21 protein-coding genes are annotated in these 20,231 nt (G+C 61.1%); 16 read left to right on the forward strand and 5 right to left on the reverse strand.

The annotated features are described in order from the left end of the window. Positions 1-117: 117 nt before the first annotated feature. The 13 genes from hfq to DOM36_RS10260 all read left to right on the forward strand — a co-directional run bounded on the left by hfq (position 118) and on the right by DOM36_RS10260 (position 14,144). Complete coding sequence (hfq, locus tag DOM36_RS10200; protein WP_075562615.1) at positions 118-369, forward strand: RNA chaperone Hfq; 252 nt, start codon at positions 118-120, stop codon at positions 367-369. A 14-nt stretch (positions 370-383) separates the two neighbouring features. Continuing rightward, positions 384-1,706 (forward strand): ribosome rescue GTPase HflX, encoded by a 1,323-nt coding sequence (gene hflX, locus DOM36_RS10205; protein WP_075569963.1) that lies wholly within the window; start codon positions 384-386, stop codon positions 1,704-1,706. A gap of 198 nt (positions 1,707-1,904) precedes the next feature. Beyond that, the gene (hflK, locus tag DOM36_RS10210) at positions 1,905-3,152 is read left to right on the forward strand and encodes an FtsH protease activity modulator HflK (RefSeq protein ID WP_110643037.1); all 1,248 of its coding nucleotides are present in this window, start codon (positions 1,905-1,907) and stop codon (positions 3,150-3,152) included. Then, complete coding sequence (gene hflC, locus DOM36_RS10215) at positions 3,152-4,117, forward strand: protease modulator HflC (RefSeq protein ID WP_110643038.1); 966 nt, start codon at positions 3,152-3,154, stop codon at positions 4,115-4,117. The genes hflK and hflC overlap by 1 nt, the downstream gene beginning before the upstream one ends. Before the next feature lie 264 nt (positions 4,118-4,381). After that, positions 4,382-5,563: an ATP phosphoribosyltransferase regulatory subunit gene (locus DOM36_RS10220; RefSeq protein WP_110643039.1), complete on the forward strand. Its 1,182-nt coding sequence runs from the start codon at positions 4,382-4,384 to the stop codon at positions 5,561-5,563. An 89-nt stretch (positions 5,564-5,652) separates the two neighbouring features. Further along, a complete protein-coding gene (locus tag DOM36_RS10225; protein WP_075569959.1) occupies positions 5,653-6,945 on the forward strand; it encodes an adenylosuccinate synthase in 1,293 nt (430 codons plus the stop codon). Positions 6,946-7,167: 222 nt separating this feature from the next. After that, on the forward strand, positions 7,168-7,647 hold the full coding sequence (locus DOM36_RS10230; RefSeq protein WP_075569958.1) for an SUF system Fe-S cluster assembly regulator: 480 nt from the start codon (positions 7,168-7,170) through the stop codon (positions 7,645-7,647). A 102-nt stretch (positions 7,648-7,749) separates the two neighbouring features. After that, entirely contained in the window at positions 7,750-9,192 is a 1,443-nt protein-coding gene (gene sufB / locus DOM36_RS10235) for a Fe-S cluster assembly protein SufB (protein WP_110643040.1), read from the forward strand. Positions 9,193-9,267: 75 nt separating this feature from the next. After that, positions 9,268-10,020 (forward strand): Fe-S cluster assembly ATPase SufC, encoded by a 753-nt coding sequence (gene sufC, locus DOM36_RS10240; protein WP_110643041.1) that lies wholly within the window; start codon positions 9,268-9,270, stop codon positions 10,018-10,020. After that, positions 10,017-11,354 (forward strand): Fe-S cluster assembly protein SufD, encoded by a 1,338-nt coding sequence (gene sufD / locus DOM36_RS10245; protein ID WP_075569955.1) that lies wholly within the window; start codon positions 10,017-10,019, stop codon positions 11,352-11,354. The genes sufC and sufD overlap by 4 nt, the downstream gene beginning before the upstream one ends. Position 11,355: 1 nt before the next feature. Further along, complete coding sequence (locus DOM36_RS10250; protein ID WP_110643042.1) at positions 11,356-12,597, forward strand: cysteine desulfurase; 1,242 nt, start codon at positions 11,356-11,358, stop codon at positions 12,595-12,597. Between the two features lie 52 nt (positions 12,598-12,649). Continuing rightward, the gene (sufT, locus tag DOM36_RS10255) at positions 12,650-13,213 is read left to right on the forward strand and encodes a putative Fe-S cluster assembly protein SufT (protein ID WP_075569953.1); all 564 of its coding nucleotides are present in this window, start codon (positions 12,650-12,652) and stop codon (positions 13,211-13,213) included. Between the two features lie 271 nt (positions 13,214-13,484). Beyond that, a complete protein-coding gene (locus tag DOM36_RS10260; protein ID WP_110643043.1) occupies positions 13,485-14,144 on the forward strand; it encodes an ElyC/SanA/YdcF family protein in 660 nt (219 codons plus the stop codon). An 88-nt stretch (positions 14,145-14,232) separates the two neighbouring features. Here the strand turns inward: DOM36_RS10260 and DOM36_RS10265 are convergent, their stop codons facing one another. The 4 genes from DOM36_RS10265 to DOM36_RS10280 form a co-directional block, all read right to left on the reverse strand. Further along, the gene (locus DOM36_RS10265) at positions 14,233-14,673 is read right to left on the reverse strand and encodes a hypothetical protein (RefSeq protein ID WP_075569951.1); all 441 of its coding nucleotides are present in this window, start codon (positions 14,671-14,673) and stop codon (positions 14,233-14,235) included. Positions 14,674-14,785: 112 nt separating this feature from the next. After that, positions 14,786-15,694 carry a 30S ribosomal protein S6--L-glutamate ligase gene (rimK, locus tag DOM36_RS10270; RefSeq protein WP_075569950.1) on the reverse strand — a complete coding sequence of 303 codons (909 nt, stop codon included), beginning with the start codon at positions 15,692-15,694 and terminating at the stop codon, positions 14,786-14,788. A 47-nt stretch (positions 15,695-15,741) separates the two neighbouring features. Next, a complete protein-coding gene (locus tag DOM36_RS10275) occupies positions 15,742-16,179 on the reverse strand; it encodes a RimK/LysX family protein (RefSeq protein WP_075569949.1) in 438 nt (145 codons plus the stop codon). A 4-nt stretch (positions 16,180-16,183) separates the two neighbouring features. Beyond that, positions 16,184-17,233, reverse strand: coding sequence for a DUF3549 family protein (locus DOM36_RS10280; RefSeq protein ID WP_110643044.1), 1,050 nt, complete (start codon positions 17,231-17,233; stop codon positions 16,184-16,186). Positions 17,234-17,438: 205 nt separating this feature from the next. Between DOM36_RS10280 and DOM36_RS10285 the strand changes: the two genes are divergently transcribed. Next, a complete protein-coding gene (locus DOM36_RS10285) occupies positions 17,439-17,765 on the forward strand; it encodes a YqcC family protein (RefSeq protein WP_075569947.1) in 327 nt (108 codons plus the stop codon). A gap of 135 nt (positions 17,766-17,900) precedes the next feature. Here the strand turns inward: DOM36_RS10285 and DOM36_RS10290 are convergent, their stop codons facing one another. Beyond that, the gene (locus tag DOM36_RS10290; RefSeq protein WP_075569946.1) at positions 17,901-18,455 is read right to left on the reverse strand and encodes an OmpW family outer membrane protein; all 555 of its coding nucleotides are present in this window, start codon (positions 18,453-18,455) and stop codon (positions 17,901-17,903) included. Between the two features lie 252 nt (positions 18,456-18,707). On the opposite strand from DOM36_RS10290, the gene DOM36_RS10295 reads away from it, so the two are divergent. Further along, positions 18,708-19,784 carry a glycosyltransferase family 2 protein gene (locus tag DOM36_RS10295; RefSeq protein WP_232823792.1) on the forward strand — a complete coding sequence of 359 codons (1,077 nt, stop codon included), beginning with the start codon at positions 18,708-18,710 and terminating at the stop codon, positions 19,782-19,784. Beyond that, a complete protein-coding gene (locus tag DOM36_RS10300) occupies positions 19,781-20,176 on the forward strand; it encodes a GtrA family protein (protein ID WP_075569944.1) in 396 nt (131 codons plus the stop codon). The genes DOM36_RS10295 and DOM36_RS10300 overlap by 4 nt, the downstream gene beginning before the upstream one ends. The last annotated feature ends 55 nt before the right edge of the window (positions 20,177-20,231 follow it).

Consider the following 20,231-nt stretch of genomic DNA (forward strand, 5'->3'; position numbering starts at 1 on the left):
CGGGCTTCGTCGAGACCTATACTCGCGGCACGCGATGCCGCTGGTGTGATGCCGAGTCAGAACGAATCGCCGCCCAACTAAAACAGCATCACTCATAACAGCATTAGGGAGAGCAACATGTCCAAAGGACAGTCCCTTCAGGATCCGTACCTGAACATTCTGCGCAAGGAGCGCATCCCGGTTTCCATTTTTCTGGTCAACGGCATCAAGTTGCAGGGACAGATCGAATCTTTCGATCAATTCGTCATCCTGCTGCGCAACACCGTCAGTCAGATGGTTTACAAGCATGCCATTTCGACGGTCGTACCGTCCCGCAACGTCCGGTTGCCGCCGCAGGATCCCGCCGCAGCGCCCGGACTCGATAGCTAATCGAGAGGTAGTGATTGTTTTTCGAACGTCCCGACGCCGGCGAAACGGCGATTCTGGTCCATGTGGACTTTCAGGACGAGCAGGAGCGCGAAGATCCGGGTGAACTCCTGGAGCTGGTGCGCTCTGCCGGGGCGGAGTCGGCTACCCTGATTCAGGGCAGTCGGCGCCGTCCCGATCCTCGTTCCTTCATCGGCAGTGGCAAGCTCGAGGAGGTCAAGACCGCCCTCGGCGTCCACGGTGCTGAACTCGTCATTTTCAATCATGCCCTGTCTCCCTCTCAGCAACGCAATCTTGAGCGTGCGCTGGAGTGTCGCGTGCTCGATCGAACGGGGTTGATTCTCGATATCTTCGCGCAGCGCGCGCGGACCCACGAGGGCAAGCTCCAGGTCGAACTGGCACAGCTCGAGTACATGTCCACCCGGCTGGTCCGTGGCTGGACCCACCTCGAGCGACAAAAGGGCGGTATTGGTCTGCGCGGCCCGGGTGAAACCCAGCTCGAGACCGACCGTCGCCTGCTGCGTGGGCGGATCAAGTCGATTCACAAGCGCCTGGAGAAGGTCCGCAAGCAGCGCGATCAGAACCGGCGCGCCAGGGCGAGGGCGGAAATCCCGAGCGTCTCGCTGGTGGGGTATACCAACGCCGGCAAATCGACCTTGTTCAACGCGATCACCTCGGCGGAGGTCTATGCCGCCGATCAGCTATTTGCCACGCTCGATCCCACGCTGCGTCGCCTCGATGTGCCGGACGTCGGCGAGGTCGTGCTGGCAGATACGGTCGGCTTCATTCGGCATCTCCCGCACAAGCTGGTCGAGGCCTTTCGGGCCACGCTGCAGGAGGCCACCGAAGCCAGCCTGATCGTGCACGTGATCGACGCCGCCGATCCGGACCGCGAGCTCAATGTCGCTCAGGTCGATAGTGTGCTGTCTGAGATCGACGCCGACGATGTGCCTCGACTGCTGGTCATGAACAAGATCGATCTGCTGGGCACCTCGCCGCGAATCGAGCGCGACAGTCATGGATTCCCGCAGGTCGTCTGGCTCTCGGCGCGTGACGGCGAAGGCCTCGAACTGCTGCGGGAAGCGCTCGGCGAATGGCTGGCCGAGGATATCCTCGATATCCGCTTGACGCTGACGCCCGAGCAGGGTCGACTACGAGCGGCACTGCACGAATCGCAGGCCGTACAGGAAGAAACGTTCGACGAGGATGGCCGCTCGAATCTGGAGATTCGCTTGCCCCGGCGAGAGTTTATGCAGATGATGGCTCGCTTGGGCGAACGCGCCGACGATTACTTGCCCACCTCCGAAAAAACGCCGGTTGCCGATTGGGAACAGGTTTGAGGTGAGGAAAACGACGCAGGGGAGCTTCGTGGTCCGACGATCGGACCCGAATGATGCAGGGTGGCAGGGATTGGGCCTCGGTCCGATCTAGCCTCGCCCTGTGCACACCGGTGCAACGCCACGGCGGCTCATGCTCCCGATGCCACGCGTAATGCTTTGGCCCGACGCAACGCTTTGACTGCATCTTGGAGACTAGGTATGGCTTGGAATGAGCCTGGTGGTGGCAACAACCAGCAGGACCCCTGGGGCGGTGGAGGAGGAAAGCGCCCGAGTGGTAATGGTGGCAATAACGGTGGTGGCAACAATGGCAGGGGTAATCAGGGGCCACCGGATCTCGACGAAGCGCTGAAGAAGTTTCAGGACAAGATCAGTCGTCTGCTCGGCGGTCGCGGCAAGCGTTCCGGTTCAGGCGGTGGGTCCGGCGGTGACGGCTCCGATGGCAGCAAGCGCAATCCCTTCATATTGCCGACTCTGGTGCTGATCGTTGCGGCCGTGATCTGGGCCGGATCCGGTTTCCACTTGATCGACCAGTCCGAGCGCGGCGTGGTCTTCCGGCTTGGAAAGTACACCGATACCTTGAATCCCGGTCTGCACTGGAATCCGCCGATCATCGATCGTGTGGATAACGTCAACGTGACCAGCATTCGCTCCGCGACCCAGACCGACTCGATGCTGACCAGCGACGAAAACATCGTCCGGGTCAGCGTCTCGGCACAGTATGTGGTCAGCGATTCACATGCATTTCTGGTCAACGTCAACGAGCCGGAAATGACGTTGCAGAATGCGATGGATTCCGCATTGCGCCAGGAAGTCGGCAACATGCATCTGCAGGAGATCCTGACTACCGGCCGTGACCGGTTGGGACAACGGGTCTTCGAGCGCTTGACGGCTTACATGGACGCCTACGGCACCGGCCTGCGCCTGCAGACCGTCAACGTCGAGTCGACCGCGCCACCGGACCAGGTCCAGAACGCCTTCGACGACGTCATCCGGGCCCGGGAAGAGCGGCAGCGCTCGATCAACCAGGCCAATGCCTATAGTCAGGCAGTCGTGCTCGAGGCCAAGGGTCAGCAGCGGCGTCTGATCGAGGAGGCCGACGGTTACAAGGCCGCTTCGGTATCCGATGCTACCGGCCAGACCAATCGTTTCAATTCGTTGCTGGGCGAATATCGCCAGGCGCCGGATGTGACGCGTGAACGCCTCTATCTGGAGACCATGAGCCAGGTGCTGAGCAAGACGCCCAAGGCGCTCGTCGATCTTGGCGACGGCAACGCCGTGACCGTGCTGCCGCTCAATCAGATGCAGTCCGGCGGCAAGAGCAGCCAGAGCGATTCGTCCTCGATGAGCATGCAGCAGCTCGAACAGATTTCAAAGCAGGTAGTGGATCACATGAACAGTGGCTCGCAGCAGCCGACGCGTAGCTCCGGCCTGCGGGAGGGTCGCTAATGTTTAACAATCGCGCCCTGATCGGGGTCATCATTCTGGCGCTGCTGGCCTGGTTCGCCAGCGCCAGTTTCTACGTCGTCAATGAAACCGAACGCGCCATCAAGCTGCGCTTCGGTGAAGTGATCGAAAACGATATCGGCCCCGGCCTGCACTTCAAGCTGCCGGTGTTCAACACCGTGCGGATCTTCGATGTGCGCGTGCAGACGGTCGATTCCAGCGCCACGCGCTATTTGACCGCGGACTCCAAGGCGGTGATCGTCGACTCCTTCGTGAAGTGGAAGATCGCCGATCCCCAGCAGTTCTACGAGGCAACGCGTGGCAATATCCAGGTCGCCGAGAACCTGATCGCGCCGCGGACCGACGAGGCATTGCGCAACAAGTTCGGCCAGACCGAGATGTCCTCCATCATTCAGGAGCGAATCGCGGCCGAGAGCAACGCCAAGGGTCTCCCCGGCAAGGACAAGGGCGCCGACACCGTCGAGGGCGCCCGCGAAGAGCTCATGGTCGAGCCGGTGCAGCAGCTCGATCAGGCGATGCGCGACGAGCTGGGGGTTCATATCCTCGATATCCGCGTCAAGCGAATCGAGCTTCCCCCGGAGGTGACCCAGGCCGTTTACGAGCGCATGAACTCGGAGCGGGAACAGGCGGCCAGAACCTATCGGGCCGAAGGCTCTCAGCAGGCCGAAGCGATTCGTGCCGATGCCGATCGTCAGCGTCAGGAAATTCTGGCCAACGGTCGTCAACAAGCGGAGACCACACGGGGTGAAGGTGACGCGCAGGCAGCGAAAATTTACGCCAGCGCCTATCAGCAGGCACCGGACTTCTTCTCGTTCTATCGTTCGATGCAGGCCTACCGTGACAGCTTCAACGGCGAGGGCAAGGATCTGCTGGTGCTGAGCCCGGATGACAGCGACTTCTTCCGCTATCTGAAAAATCCGACACCGACGGGGTCTTCGGCGCCATGAGGATCGGATCGGTGAATGCTACCGACATCTAGGAAATCGAACCCCCACGGGATTTCCCCGAGGGGGTTTCGTGATACCATCGTTCAGCCGGGTTTCGCCCGGCTTTTTTGTGCGGCCTGTTTATGCGCAATCCCGTTTTGACACGATCCGGTCTTCGCGCAAGGCAGCTGTACCTCGCGGCTCTGCGGCTGCGACTAACATGGGATGGCGAAGCTTTCCTTTGCTCCCGATCATTACCGAATCAACGCTGGGCAGGACAAGCTCATGACGATCGCTGACCGCTGGTTGCTACCCGACGGCATGGATGAAGTGCTGCCGCCGCAGGCAACCCGGATGGAGGAGTTGCGTCGGACGCTGCTCGACCTGTACGACCGCTGGGGTTACGACCTGGTCATGCCGCCGCCGGTCGAATTTCTCGATTCGCTGTTGACCGGCACCGGCACCGACCTGGATTTGCAGACCTTCAAGCTGACCGATCAGTTGACCGGCAGAATGATGGGCGCCAGCGCCGACGTGACTCCGCAGGTCGCGCGCATGGATGCACATTCGCTGAAGCGCCAGGGCCCGGTGCGACTTTGCTACTGCGCCACGGTGCTGCGTGCGCAGGCGGACAAGCATCAGGGCGGCCGAAGCCCGATGCAGGTTGGCGTCGAACTGTTCGGCCACGCGGGGCTGGATGCCGATATCGAAGTGTTGAGGCTGGCGCTGTCCAGTCTCGAGGCGGCGGGGGCCAGGGAGATCCACCTGGCGCTTAGCCACATCGCGATCTATCGCGAACTGATGGGTGCCGTCGTGTGGGAGGATGGCGTCGAGCGTGCACTTTTCGATGCCATCGAGCGCAAGGCCTATATCGTGATCGACGAGCTGGTGACTGCCAATGTCGCGGACCCCGAGCTTGCCCGGATGCTCTGCGGGCTGCCGCGGCTGCATGGCGGGGCGGAGATTCTGGAGCATGCCCGGCTGGCGCTGGCCGGTGCCCCGGACGCGGTGATGGATGCACTCGACCAACTGGTTCGGTTGCATCGTGGCGTCGTGGCCGAGCATCCCGAGGTGTCGTTCTACTTCGATCTGGCCGAACTTCGCGGCTATCAGTACCACACCGGGATGGTGTTTGCGGCCTATGTACCGGGGTACGGTCAGGCGCTGAGCAAGGGTGGTCGCTACGACGACACCGGTCGGGCCTTCGGTCGTGCCCGTCCGGCCACCGGATTTTCCATGGATCTCAAGCAGTTGGCGACTCTGGCCGAGCGAGAGCCGCCAACCAATGGTATCTGGGCGCCGAATCGGGAGAATGCCGCGCTCAACGATGCCATCAATCGCCTGCGGGCGCAGGGAGAGCGCGTGATCCAGGCCTTGCCCGACCAGCAGACCGGTCCGGGCGCACACCGCTGCAATCGCCACCTGGTGCTCCAGGATGGCGAGTGGCGTACCGAGCCGCTGAACTAAGCCGATGACGGTCACGCGCCGACATGGGTACAGCGAACGAATCGCGACGAATGACCGGATCGCGACGGGTTGATCAAGAGACGAGAGCAATGGGCAAGAACGTAGTCGTATTGGGTACTCAGTGGGGCGACGAGGGCAAGGGCAAGGTCGTCGATCTGTTGACCGAGTCCGCCAGTGCCGTGGTGCGATTCCAGGGTGGGCACAATGCCGGCCATACACTGGTGATCGATGGTCACAAGACGGTCCTGCACCTGATCCCTTCCGGCGTGTTGCGTGAAGACAAGATCTGCGTGATCGGCAACGGCGTGGTGTTGTCGCCGGAAGCGCTGATGGAGGAGATCAAGGAGCTGGAAGCCAAGGGCGTGCCGGTGCGCAAGCGCCTGCGTCTGTCGCCCGCCTGTCCGCTGATCCTGCCGTACCATGTTCGCCTCGATCAGGCGCGCGAAAAGGCCCGTGGCATTGCCAAGATCGGGACTACCGGACGGGGCATCGGGCCGGCCTACGAAGACAAGGTCGCACGTCGCGGCCTGCGTCTGGGCGATATTCTGCACCGTGAAAGATTCGCCTCCAAGCTGGGCGAAGTGCTCGACTATCACAACTTCGTGCTGACCCGTTATCACGGCGAACCGGCCGTCGATTTCCAGGAAGTGCTGGATCAGGCGATGGATTTTGCCGAAGAGCTGCGGCCGATGGTCTGCGACACGGTTTCGCTGGTCCACGATATTCGCAAGTCCGGCGAGAACATCCTGTTCGAAGGTGCCCAGGGCTCGTTGCTGGATATCGATCACGGTACCTATCCCTACGTCACCAGCTCCAATACCACGGCCGGTGGCACCGCCACCGGTTCTGGCGTCGGCCCGCTCTATCTCGACTACGTGCTGGGTATCACCAAGGCCTATACCACGCGTGTCGGCTCCGGCCCGTTCCCCACCGAGCTGTTCGATGAGTTCGGCCGGCATCTGGCAGAGAAAGGCCATGAATTCGGTGCCACGACCGGGCGCGCGCGCCGCTGTGGCTGGTTCGATGCGGTGGCATTGCGCCACGCGGTGCAGATCAACTCGGTATCGGGGATCTGCCTGACCAAGCTCGATGTGCTCGACGGTCTCGAGAACATTCGGGTCTGCGTCGGTTATCGCAGCAAGGATGGCGAGACCATCGATAATCCCGTCGACTCCGAAGGCTACGAGGCGATCGAACCGCTCTATCACGATCTGCCGGGCTGGAGCGAATCCACCATCGGGGTGCGAACGATCGATGGTCTGCCGGCCAACGCACGGGCCTATATTGCGTTCCTGGAAGAGGAGGTGGGGACGCCCATCGACATCATCTCCACCGGCCCCGACCGTAACGAGACGATCGTGCTGCGCAATCCGTTCGACTGATCCTGATGGGGTCGTGATCGAAGAGCTCGACCCGCTGCTTCCGGCAGCGGGTCGAGTCGTTTTGGAGAACCGGCCGTCGTGTACTCAGCGCCGACCTGATCGACCGATGCACGATCGCGGGCGGGCATGCCGTTCGCGCCGACGGTTAGGGTTCACAGCGTGTGTAAAGAGGACTAAAATGGTCCTATATGGCAGCTGTCAGGATCGAGAGGGCATCACCGCATGCTGAAGCTATCGAAATTGACGGATTACGCGGCCGTGATCATGGCGCAGATTGCACGGGACCCCGAGCAGGCGCACACCGCGACCGAGTTGGCAGGGCAGGTCAATCTTCCTCACCCCACGGTGGGCAAGACGCTCAAGATGCTGGCCAGGAGTGGGTTGCTGGAATCCCGTCGGGGCTCTCACGGTGGCTATGTGCTGTCCCGGTCTCCGGCGGAGATCACGGCCAGCGACATCATCGCCGCCATCGAAGGGCCGATCGGAATGACCGAGTGCAGCCACGCCGATGGCGAGTGTGACTTGCTGGATACCTGCGGTGTGGCGGACAACTGGCAGCGGGTGTCGCAGGCGGTGCGGACACTGCTCGAGTGCGTCACGCTGGCGCATCTCGCCCAGTCCAGCCCGCTCAAGCTGCCGGTGCAGTTACCGATTCAAAGCGTGACGTTGCCCTCTTCGATCGGGGCAGTGCGCGAACATTAAGAAGGCGTGGCGATGACGGTGGGAGGTGGCGGCTCGTTGCCACCCGCACTCGTCGGGACCGTGTCTTCGTCCTAAGACTCTCGGTGGAGAGGAGAGAAGACCATGGCTAGCGAAGAGATGGAGCAGTTGGTCCGTCGCGAATACAAGCAGGGATTCGTGACCGACATCGAAAGCGAGACCGTGCCGCCTGGGCTTGACGAAAGCACGATCGCCTTCATTTCCCAGAAGAAAGAAGAGCCGCGATGGATGCTCGAGTGGCGTCTGGAGGCCTATCACCAGTGGCTGAAGATGACGCCGCCATCGTGGTCGCATCTGGAGTACCCGCCGATCGACTATCAGGCGATCTCTTACTTCAGCGCGCCGAAGAAACCGGAAGATCGCCCGCAGAGTCTGGACGAGGTCGATCCCAAACTGCTCGAAACCTACGAGAAGTTGGGTATTCCTCTGCATGAGCGGGCTGCGTTGGCCGGTGTTGCTGTCGATGCGGTGTTCGATTCCGTTTCGGTGGCCACGACGTTCAAGGACAAGCTTCACGAGGCTGGCGTGATCTTCTGCTCCATCTCCGAGGCCATCCGGGAATACCCGGAGCTGGTGCGTCAGTATCTGGGCACGGTGGTACCGCAGTCGGATAACTACTTTGCCGCGCTCAACTCGGCAGTCTTTACCGATGGCTCGTTCGTCTACGTGCCGGAGGGCGTGAAATGCCCGATGGAGCTGTCGACCTATTTCCGCATCAACGCCGCCAATACCGGGCAGTTCGAGCGTACGCTGGTCATCTGCGACAAGCGGGCCCAGGTCTCCTATCTCGAGGGTTGTACCGCGCCGATGCGCGATGAGAACCAGCTTCATGCAGCGGTGGTCGAGCTGGTCGCGCTCGAGGATGCCTACATCAAGTATTCCACGGTGCAGAACTGGTATCCGGGGGATGAGAACGGCAAGGGCGGGATCTACAACTTCGTCACCAAGCGCGGCGATTGCCGTGGCGACCGCTCCCGCATCAGCTGGACTCAGGTCGAGACGGGCTCTGCCATCACCTGGAAGTATCCCTCCTGCATGCTGCGCGGCAAGGAGAGTATCGGTGAATTCTATTCCGTTGCCGTGACCAACGGTCGTCAGCAGGCGGACACCGGCACCAAGATGATCCATATCGGCGAGAACACCCGTTCGACCATCGTTGCCAAGGGTATCGCCGCCGGTCGTAGTGACCAGGCTTACCGCGGCCTCGTCAAGATCGGGCCGCGCGCCAAGGGCGCGCGCAACTATACCCAGTGTGATTCGTTGCTGATCGGCGATCAGTGCGGTGCCCACACGTTCCCGTATCAGGAAATCGGCAACAGTACCGCCACTGTCGAGCACGAGGCGACCACCTCCAAGATCGCCGACGATCAGCTCTTCTACTGCCGCGCCCGCGGTATCGATGAAGAGGACGCGGTGAGCATGATCGTCAACGGCTTCTGCAAGGATGTCTTTCAGGAGCTGCCGATGGAGTTCGCGGTCGAAGCGGAAGCGCTGCTCAACGTGACGCTGGAAGGCTCGGTAGGCTGATCCGCCGCCACAGTCGAATTTACACGCCAATCCGGGAGGCTGCGTCGGCGGTCTCTCTCGTTTCAAGGGTGACACATGCTCGAAGTCAAAGATCTTCACGTCACGGTCGAGGACAAGGTGATCCTCAAGGGTCTCAACCTGACCATCAATGCCGGTGAGGTTCACGCCATCATGGGCCCGAACGGCGCCGGCAAGTCGACACTGTCGGCCGTGATCGCCGGGAAAGACGGTTATGAGGTGACTCAGGGCACGATTCTGTTCGAAGGCCAGGATGTGCTCGAGATGGAAATCGAGGAGCGTGCTCGCGCCGGCTTGTTGCTGGGCTTTCAATACCCGATCGAGATCCCCGGGGTCAAGAATATCTATCTGCTCAAGGCCGCCCTCAATGCTCAGCGAGCCGCGCGTGGCGAGGGGGAAATTCCGGCGCCGGAATTCATGAAGCTGGTGCGTGAAAAAAGCGCCGAAATGAAGATGGATCCGAGCTTCCTGCAGCGTGCCGTCAACGAAGGCTTTTCCGGCGGCGAGAAAAAGCGCAACGAGATTCTGCAGATGCTGATTCTGCAGCCGAAGCTGGCGATGCTCGACGAGATCGACTCCGGCCTGGATATCGACGCCATGAAGGTCGTCGCCGATGGGGTCAATTCGCTGCGCAACGCCGACCGCGCGATCCTGCTGGTGACTCACTACCAACGCTTGCTCAATCATATCGTGCCGGATCACGTTCATGTGCTGGTCGACGGCCGTATCGTCAAGAGCGGTGGCAAGGACCTGGCGCTCGAACTCGAAGACCGGGGCTATGACTGGGTGCTGGAGGAGTCTGTCGCATGAGTGCACCGGAACGCTTTCTCGAGCGTCTGACTGCGCGCCGAGGCGGGGATCCCAGTTGGGTAGCGGCACGCCGACAGGCTGGCGCGGCGCGCTTCGAGGCCATGGGCTTCCCGACCCGCCGTGACGAGCAGTGGAAATATACCGACGTGCGCCGTATAGCCGAGGGTGACTTCGCGCTGGCGACCGACGCCGAGTTCGATTCCGCCCGCTTCGACGAGCAGCGTCTGGATATCGATGCCTACCGGCTGGTACTGGTCGACGGTCTGTTCAGCCCGGCATTGTCCGAGCTCGACGGGCTGCCGTCCGGTGTCTCCATCGAGCCGTTATCCCAGGCGATAGTCGCCAATCACGAAGCGGTCGGAGGCTCGCTGGGCCGTCTGGCGGGCGTCGACTTCTCGCCCTTTACCGCCTTGAACACGGCCTTTGCCGACGAAGGTGCCATCGTGCGCCTGGCGTCGGGAACGGTAGTCGACAAGCCGATCTATGTGCTGCTGCTGTCGCGGGCCAACGGACAGCCGGTGATGAGTCATCCGCGGATACTGATCGAGGCGGGCGCACGCGCCGAGGCGACGATCATCGAGCACTACTCGGGTGAGTCCGAGGCGGCCAACTTCACCAACGTGGTGACCGAGGTGCTGCTCGATCGCGGCGCTATCATCGATCACTACAAGTTGCAGGAAGCCGCACTGACGGATCTGCACGTGGCCAGCATTCATGTCGATCAGGGGCGCGATAGCCGCTTCAACTCGTACAACATGAACCTCGGTGGTGCGCTGGTGCGCACGGATCTGGTGACGGATCTCAATGGCGAGGGCGCTGAAGCCGCCTATAACGGGCTGTTCTTCGTTCAGGGGCGTCAGCACGTCGACAACCATACGCTGGTCAATCACAACGCGCCGCGCACGTTCTCCAACGAGAACTACAAGGGCGTTCTCGATGATCGCTCTCGCGGTGTGTTCAACGGCAAGGTCTTCGTCAAGAAGGACGCTCAGCAGATCGAGGCGTATCAGAACAACGCCAACCTGCTGCTGTCCGATCGCGCCGAGATCGATACCAAACCGGAGCTTGTGATCTACGCAGACGACGTCAAGTGCTCTCACGGCGCCACCACGGGCCAGCTGGACGAAGACGCGGTCTATGCGTTGCGCAGTCGCGGTATCGATGAGCCGATGGCCAGGGCATTGCTGACGCTGGCGTTTGTCGGCGAGGTAATGGACAAGGTCCGTCTCAACGTCATCGCCGAGCGAGTCGAAAGAGCTGTCGCCGGTCGTTTGCCGGAGCGCTTCAATCTGGCGGATCTGGTGGAAACCGCCGAGGCGATTCAGGAGGCCTGAGATGACCGCGATTACCGATCTGACGCTGGACCTGGCGGCAGTACGACGGGATTTTCCGATTCTCGATCGGGAAGTCCATGGCCAGCCGCTGATCTATCTCGACAATGCGGCCACCAGCCAGACGCCGGTGGCGGTCATCGATAGCCTCAGCGACTACTATCGCCGCTACAACGCCAACATCCATCGTGGGCTGCATACGCTGGCGGACGAAGCGACGGCCGCCTTCGAGGGTGTGCGGAGCAAGGTGCAACGCCACCTCAATGCGTTCGAGCCGCAGGAGATCGTGTTCACCCGTGGCACCACCGAAGCGATCAATCTGGTGGCCAACAGCTGGGGACGAGCCAATCTGAAGGCCGGCGATGAGGTCGTGGTCTCGCTGATGGAGCATCACTCCAATATCGTGCCTTGGCAGTTGCTCGAGCGTGAGTTGGGTATCGCGATCAATGTCATCCCCGTCGATGCGCGAGGCGTGCTGGATCAGGACGCCTATCGCGGGATGCTGGGCGAGCGGACCAAACTGGTCTGCGTCAACCACATTTCCAACGCCTTGGGCACGATCAACCCCATCGCCGAGATGGCGCGTGACGCGCATGCGTGTGGCGCGCGGATTCTGGTCGACGGTGCCCAGGCGGTGCCGCATCAGGCGGTCGACGTGCAGGCGCTGGATGCCGACTTCTATGCCTTCTCGGGTCACAAGGTCTACGGGCCGATGGGTGCCGGAGCGCTCTATGGCAAGGCATCCCTTCTCGAGTCCATGCCGCCGTGGCAGGGCGGCGGGGAGATGATCTCGAGGGTCTCCTTCGAGCGTGGCACCGAGTTTGCGGCGGTCCCGCACCGTTTCGAGGCCGGGACGCCATCGGTGGCGGACGTCATCGCCATGGGCGCGGCGCTGGACTGGGTCAATGCGCTCGGGATCGAGCGACTGTCGGCCTGGGAGCAGTGGTTACTCGATCATGCCACCCAGAAACTCGAGCAGGTCGACGGGCTGAGGATCATCGGCACGGCACCGCAGAAGGCCGGCGTGATCTCGTTCGTCGTCGACGGCGCACATTCCCAGGATATCGGTCTGCTGATCGATCAGTTGGGCGTGGCGATTCGCACCGGACACCACTGTGCCCAACCCGTGCTGAATCATTTTGGTGTCGAAGCGACCTGTCGCGCGTCGCTGGCGGTCTACAACACGCCGGAGGAAGTCGACGCATTCGTCGAGGCCTTGCGGCGCGTGCTGGGCATGCTGCGCTGAGCCGGTTCCGGCTCCCGGCATGTCCGGGCCGGCAATTCTGTCAGGAGCAATGATGGATCCTCTCAACGAGGTCTACAAGGGCCAGGAAATGCCGCTGCAACGGGATGTCGATGTCATTTCGATCCCGTTCGGCAAGACCATCACGCTGACCGAAGACAGCACGGTGGTGGTGATGCAGGCCAAGGGCAGCTCGATCAGCGTCAGCTACGAAGGACGTCTCTACCTGATCGAGGGGCATGATCTCGACGCACTGGGACTCAAGGCGCTAGAACGTCCGACGCTGGATCCCGATGCGAACGAGGCGGAGATGGAAGCCTTCATCTGGGATCAGCTGCGGACCTGTTTCGACCCGGAGATACCGGTCAATATCGTCGATCTGGGACTGGTCTACGGGTGTCGCATCGAGCGGCTTCTTACTGGCGAGCGGATGGTGACCATTCGCATGACGTTGACGGCCCCCGGTTGTGGCATGGGAGATGTCATCGCCGAAGATGCACGGCGCAAGATTCTCGGGGCCTCGCAGTTCTCCAAGGTTCACGTCGAAATCGTTTTCGACCCGCCCTGGGGGCGTGAGATGATGAGCGAAGAGGCACGCCTTGAGCTGGGGATGTTCTAGGCTTTGTCTGAAAAGTCGACGAGCGAAGGCAAGGCCGGGGCGCGTAGCCAAGGCAAAAATCGGCGCAGACGGACCGGGCTGGCGTACCCGTTTACGCGATGTCAATGAGCATCTTGACCGGGCTGGCGCACCAGCCGATTTTTAACGCCGTCTGGGCAAGCGAAAGCGATATGCAGATCGACACTTCTATTCCGTTTCCTGCTCGCCATTCGATTTCTGGCTGGAGCGTCTCATGCCTACCTTTCCCCCACGCTAACGGTGTCGTCGATTCATGCTTGGGGTTCTGAAAGCGCTGGTCAAGGCGGTGATGGCGGGCCTGTTGCTGCTGGTGATCGGTGTCGCGGCGATCAATCTGTGGATACTTCACAAGACCCAAGATCGCATCGAGCACGAGCTGCCACTGTGCACCACACAGCCGGTGGGCCTGGTCTTCGGCACTGCTCAGTGGCTGCGAGCGGGCGGCACCAATCCTTACTATCAGGCCAGAATGGAAGCCTCGGCAGAACTGCTGCGGCTTCACCGTGTTCGGCATCTGCTGCTTTCCGGCGACAACCGCACGCGCTATTACAACGAGCCCATCAGCATGTGGCGTTCTCTGCGTCATCGCAACGTGGACGATGCTCTGCTGACGCTCGATTATGCCGGCTTCAGTACTTTCGACAGCGTTGTCCGGGCCAAGGAGGTGTTTGGCGCGGATCGACTGATGCTGATTTCTCAGGGCTGGCACCTGCCGCGGGCACTGTTCATCGCCGACGCTCTCGGCGTCGAGGCCACCGGTTGCGCGGTGCCCGATGACGGCGTCGAGGGCGAATGGCGGCTTCGCCTGCGCGAGTGGCTCGCCCGCGCTGCGACCTTCGGCGATCTCTACGTCTGGGGGCGGGAACCCTATTTTCTGGGTCCTCTGGAGCCGATTCGGCTTTCACCGCCGTGAGCGGGTTGCTCCGTTTCCCGGTGATCCAGGGAGTCCGAATTGGCGAGGCTGGCGGGGTAGGGCGGTCCAGTAGACCGTAGTCTGCCGGTCAGCGCTGACGCTGCTGCAGCTTGTTGATCTCGCGAATCAGTGCTCGGCAGTTTTTCCAGCACCGTTCCAGGGTAGGTTCCAGCGCTTCCGGTAGCGGGTGGGTGAAGGCGTTGCCCAGCGCCTGCATCAGCACGCGTTCCTGCTCCAGCAGCTCGCCAAGCAGCACGGCACTGTCGTTACCTACGAAACTCTTGATGCGGCTCCAGAGCCAGAGATAGTCGTCGCGCTCGACGTCGGCATCGCGGGGCAGGATATCGAGGTGCTCGCGGACCAGTTGCTGTAGCTCGCGCATGGCCACCCCACGTTCCTCGTAATGGGGTTTCAGGGCATTACGCAGCGCCGGGCGCAGGCGATCGAGATTGTCCTGAAAGTAATCGAGACTGTCGGCCAGCGCCTCGAGTACGCTGTCCATCGCCACTTGGCGATTGTCGAGAAACATATGCGGCCACCTCCTGAGGTGACACAAATTGTGCGGCCGGAAACACTGTTTTGCTACCCCTGAGTGCAGAAAAATCTAGTATTTCCGGCTATTTGTTCAATTTTTCCTCAAACTAGCCTTTCGGCTTCTGCGGCGCTTTACGCGGAGGGGTGGCGTTTTTCTCCAGATGCTCCACGATCTGACCCGCGATGTCCTTGCCGGTGGCGGATTCGATGCCCTGCAGGCCGGGAGAAGAATTGACCTCCATGATCACCGGACCATGGTTGGAACGCAGCAGATCAACGCCTGCCACGCCAAGCCCCATCGCCTTGGCCGCGCGAATGGCGGTGGAGCGTTCTTCCGGCGTGATACGGATGACGCTGGCGGTGCCGCCTCGATGCAGATTGGAGCGAAATTCGCCTTCGGCAGCCTGGCGTTTCATCGATGCCACGACCTTGTCACCGATGACGAAACAGCGGATATCGGCGCCTTTGGCCTCCTTGATGTACTCCTGGACCATGATGTTCGCCTTCATGCCCATGAATGCCTGGATGACCGATTCGGCCGCCTGGTTGGTTTCTGCCAGTACGACACCGATCCCCTGCGTGCCCTCCAGCAGCTTGATCACCAGAGGTGCGCCCTTTGCCATGGTGATCAGATCGGGAATGTCATCGGGTGAATGAGCGAAGCCAGTGACCGGCAGCCCCAGCCCCTTGCGCGAGAGCAACTGCAGAGAGCGCAATTTATCGCGTGAACGCGTGATCGCGACCGAGTCGTTGAGCACGTAGGTGCTCATCATCTCGAACTGGCGCAGGACCGCGCAGCCGTAGAATGTGACCGAGGCACCGATACGCGGGATGATGGCGTCGAAAGGCTCAAGTTCGGCGCCCTTGTAATGGATCGAGGGGCGATGCGAGGCAATGCTCATGTAGCAGCGCAGCGTGTCGACGACTCTGACACTATGACCACGCTGCTCGGCGGCTTCGATCAAGCGGCGCGTCGAGTAAAGGTTGCGATTGCGTGACAAGATGCCGATATGCATGCGCGGGGAGCTCCGGAGCGTAAGTGAGAAGGCGTGGCGAACAGCGGTCAGGGTTCACCGTGCAGGAATGCGGCACCCGGGGCAACCAGCAGGCGTCGCATGGCGCGCCTTCCCAGCAGCATGGGGTGACGCATGTTACTGCGATCGGTCAGTGTCAGTTCAATGGGAAAATCCAGGCCACCGAGGATGAGGCGCGTACGAATGACGTAGCGCCACTCCTGCTGGCCATTGGAACTTCTCACTCTCCGGCGGTCGTGCAACGGCAGCTGGCATTCGTGGTGGGTGCTCTGTTGACCACTCGAGCGAGTGATGAACCGGATCCACGGATGGCCGTCTTCTTCATAGGGTTCTATCTGTTCTGCATGCAAGGCCGAGGTTCGCGCACCGGTGTCTGCCTTGCAGCACAGCGTGAGGTGTAGATCCGGCAGCGTGATCATCTCGCGCCGGCCGATGACTGCCTTGGCCTGATAGGGTAGTGCTTTCATGGGTTCAAGCGTTCCATTCTCTGACGAGCCGTCCCACGGAAGAGTCCGCCGGTGCCTGACGCAGCATCATCAATATGGGCAGGCGCAGGCGAGGGATCAATGCCAAATCGCGCACCACAGGACGAAAGTTGGCGTCCTTGCAGTTTGCCAGCCGCTCCAGAAACCGTCCGAGTCGAATTTCATGCTCGAGATGTTGCCAGCCGCGCGCAGCGATGGCTGCAAGGCAGTCGGCGGCCATGAGATCATCATCGGCGAGAATATGATCGAGCCACTCGCCGACCTGGGGCGAATCACTGCCCAGCAAGGCTCTCAACAGCGCGCAGAATGCCTCGATGTCCTGGGCCTCGCGAGCGTTGGCCATGGCTTGCCACATGACGGGAAGCAGCTCGACCGGCGTATCGCCATGTTCCATCAGATAGCAGAGCGGCAGCGTCATGGCACGTGGCAGGGTGGTCAGACGGCTCGCCAATGCCTCGATGACGGCCGGCTCTTTGGCGACCACCTGATCGGCCAATCCCTGGAGTCCGAGCATCTGCCAATCTAGCGCGTCGTCACCGATCAGATAGCGGCGCGCCATATCCGAATGCATCGACGGCGGTTGCCCGAAATGACGAGACAGGCGAGCATGCAGCAGCGCTCGTTGATGCAGCTCCGGTTCGAACGCCAGCGGGTTGTCCTGCATCAGATTACGCGTTTCTAGCGAGTCCTGAGTGACATTATTATTCACTGACGGATCGGTGATTGGCGTATCCGAGGTCGGGGTGCTCAACGTCTGCAGCAAGCGATCGAGGAATTCGTCGCGTGCGGCTGGAACCAGCAGACCCTGCTCATCGAGCGGTAGCGACAGAAACCAGATCGCTGGATCCTTGAACGTGGCCGGCCAGCGCAGGGCGCATGCGACCTGCGCCTGACCGTTCCAGGGCATTGGCCACGGCTCGCGCTGCTGTTCGAAAGCGGCGAAGGTGTCCTGACGCATCGGTTCCACGCGCCGGCCCAGGGTCGACAGCGCAAGTTCCGCGCCACTCTGCGTGAAAAAATCGCTCAGCGTTTGCATGATAGGCGGTCGCCGTGTTCCTCGAGGCGCGCACTGTAACTTGCGCCAGTGACGCTGAACAGGGTTTGACCAAAAATTGAACAGTCTTCGCTGAGGTACGGGCTGCGGCGCCCGGGACGAGGTGTCCCAAGTTTATCCACAGGCTCTTTCAGCGTTTCTGTGAGCAACCCTGAAGAGCCGCATCAAGCTATCAACAGGAGAAAGAATGAGTTCGCACGATGAATTGGCTCGTGCCCTGCGCGAGTTGAAAACCACTCTGATCGAAGCCGAGCTTTGGGAGGTGTCGCCACCGGATCCTCAGGCCTTCGACAGTCAGCAGCCGTTTTGCGTCGACACCATGGTGCTGCCGCAGTGGTTGCGTTACGTCTTCATGGCCCGTCTGCAGGCACTGGTCGATGCTCGGGCCACGCTACCTGCCAGCTGTGCCGTTGCACCGGCGATGGAGGTCTGGCTCAAGGACGTGCCTGCTTCCCGCAGAGAGCCGGTGGTGCGCGAGCTGGCGGCTGTCGACCGGATCGTCACCCAAGCATGAGAGAAGGACGCATTCGTCTTGAGTTCGCTGAACCAGGTTTCTCTAAACCACGTCTATTTAAATCAAGCCTCTCTAAACCATAGACACAAAAAACCGGGCCCAGGGGCCCGGTCATGACTACCTGTCGATGTTCGCTTAGAAGCGAGCCGTGACGCCGGCGCCAACGGTGACCGGATCGAGATCCAGGTCGCGGCCGCCACTGATGTCAGCGCTGACATCGGTGTACTGAGCAAAGGCGTTGAAGCCGAAGTTGTCAGTCACGTTCAGATCGACACCCAGTTGGCCAGCGGCGCCCCAGGAGTCATCGATGCTGCCGACGCCGCTCTCGTCAGAGAACGTGGTGTAGTTGACACCGACGCCAGCGTACGGCTGAACGCGCGAATCCATCCCGCCCAGCGGATAGTACTGCGCCATCAGGTTGATCGGCACCTGCTTGAAGTCCCCACCTTCGGCGTGAACCTTGGTTTCGGTCATGGAGCTCAGCTCGACACCGATCTTGTCGTGGACCATGTAGCCCAGACCCAAGTAGGCACCTTTGTCGCTGTCGCCGGCATAACCGTCGTCGGTATCGGTCTTGGCAACACCCAGACGGCCGTAGAAATCACCAGCGCCGTAGGCGAAGGCAGCTTGGGCTCCGAATGCGCAAGTGCCGGCAACTACCATTGCAGAGAACAGTTTGGTCTTGGTCATGATAAGGACTCCTTTTCTTTCATCATGAAGCCGTGTTACCGGTCTTCACATTCTATGAGACAACGTCGTCATGATAGGAAACGCTGTTTTTTATGTCCAGTAAAATTTTGAAACAGCGTTTTTTTATGCCGGGGCAGGGTTTGCGCCTGTTTGTGCGCAACCATCGACGAGCAGCTAGGATTAACCTAGTCGTGATGGCGCCGGTTGCCAATGCAAGTCGGGCCGAAGATCACAATTGCGCAGGAAGTGCTCGTGGATAGTCGTCGAAGGGACTGGATGTTGTCGATCGTGGTACCGGTCATGAACGAGGAGGCTGCCACCGAGCGTTTCCTCGAGGCGGTGGATCGTGCGCTGGGTGACGTCGTGCCAAGGCTGGAAATTCTGTTCGTCGATGACGGCTCCACGGACGAGACGCTCGTCAGGCTGCGGCAGAGGGTATCGCTGGATCCCCGCGTTCGGGTGATCTCGTTGACGCGCAATTTCGGCAAGGAAGCCGCTATGACGGCAGGCCTTGATCATGCTCGAGGCGACGCGGTGGTGCCGATGGACGTCGATCTGCAGGACCCGCCGGAGGTGATTCTGGAATTCATTCGCCTCTGGCAGGATGGCGGTTACGACATGATCTATGGCATTCGCGGGTCGCGGGATGAGGACACCCAGGCGAAACGCACCTCCGCGGGGCTCTTCTATCGTTTCTTCAACCGGTTGGCGGAGACGCATATTCCCAGCAACGCGGGAGACTTCCGGCTGTTGGATCGCCGCGTCGTCGAGGCGATCAAGCGCCTGCCCGAGCGCAACCGCTTCATGAAGGGGCTGTTCAGCTGGCCCGGATACCGTTCGATCGGCGTCTATTATGACCGGCCGGCGAGAGCGAGCGGAGCCAGCAAGTTCAACTTCTGGAAACTCTGGAACTTCGCTATCGACGGTCTGGTCAGTTTCTCGACCTGGCCCCTGCGTATCTGGATGTACTTCGGCGCCGTCATCGCGGGGTTGGCCTTTCTCTACATTCTGCTTCTGGTCGGCAGGGTGATCGTTGTCGGCAACGACGTACCCGGCTACGCGTCGCTGATGACGGCGGTCCTGTTCTTCGGCGGCATGCAGCTGCTGTCGGTCGGCATACTGGGGGAGTACGTGGGAAGATTATTCATCGAAACCAAGCAGCGGCCACTTTATCTGGTGGCCGAGGACAGTCTGGTAGCCGAGGACAGTCTGGTAGCCGAGGACCGTCTGGTGGCGAAAGAGCGTGTGGCCGACGAAGAGTCAGGGGGCGCGGAAGGCCGGAAAAGGGACGGGGATGGCTCGATAGCCACCGCGCCCGACGCTTCATGAAACGGCGACTCAAACGAGAGGCCAAGACCGCGGCGCGGTTTGGACTGGTAGGTGGGGTGGCGACGGCATCTCATCTCGGGGTGGCGGCCATCCTCAGCGCCTCGTGGCCGACCCTGTCGGAATTCGTCGTCAATCTGTGCGGCTTTCTGGTCGCCTTTCAGATATCCCTGATTGGCCACCGGCGGCTGACCTTCCGCCGCCGCGGGCGGGCGAGACGCTTTTTCACGCTGGCAGTGCTGGGGTTTTTGCTCAACAACGGAGTGCTGGCAGTATTGCTGGCCTCCACGAAGATTGCCGGTTTCTGGGCCATCGGTATCGCCACACTCACCGTGCCGCTGATCACCTACGTCGGTTCGCGGGTATGGGCATTTCGCGAACCCAGGCACTCGTGAGCGTCGCGAGCTCCACCGGTAGTCGTATCAGGCTGCGAAAGGATGAATCGGTGGC

Origin of the sequence: Salinicola sp. CPA57 (genome assembly GCF_003206035.1) — a bacterium.
Classification (GTDB): Bacteria; Pseudomonadota; Gammaproteobacteria; order Pseudomonadales; family Halomonadaceae; genus Salinicola; species Salinicola socius.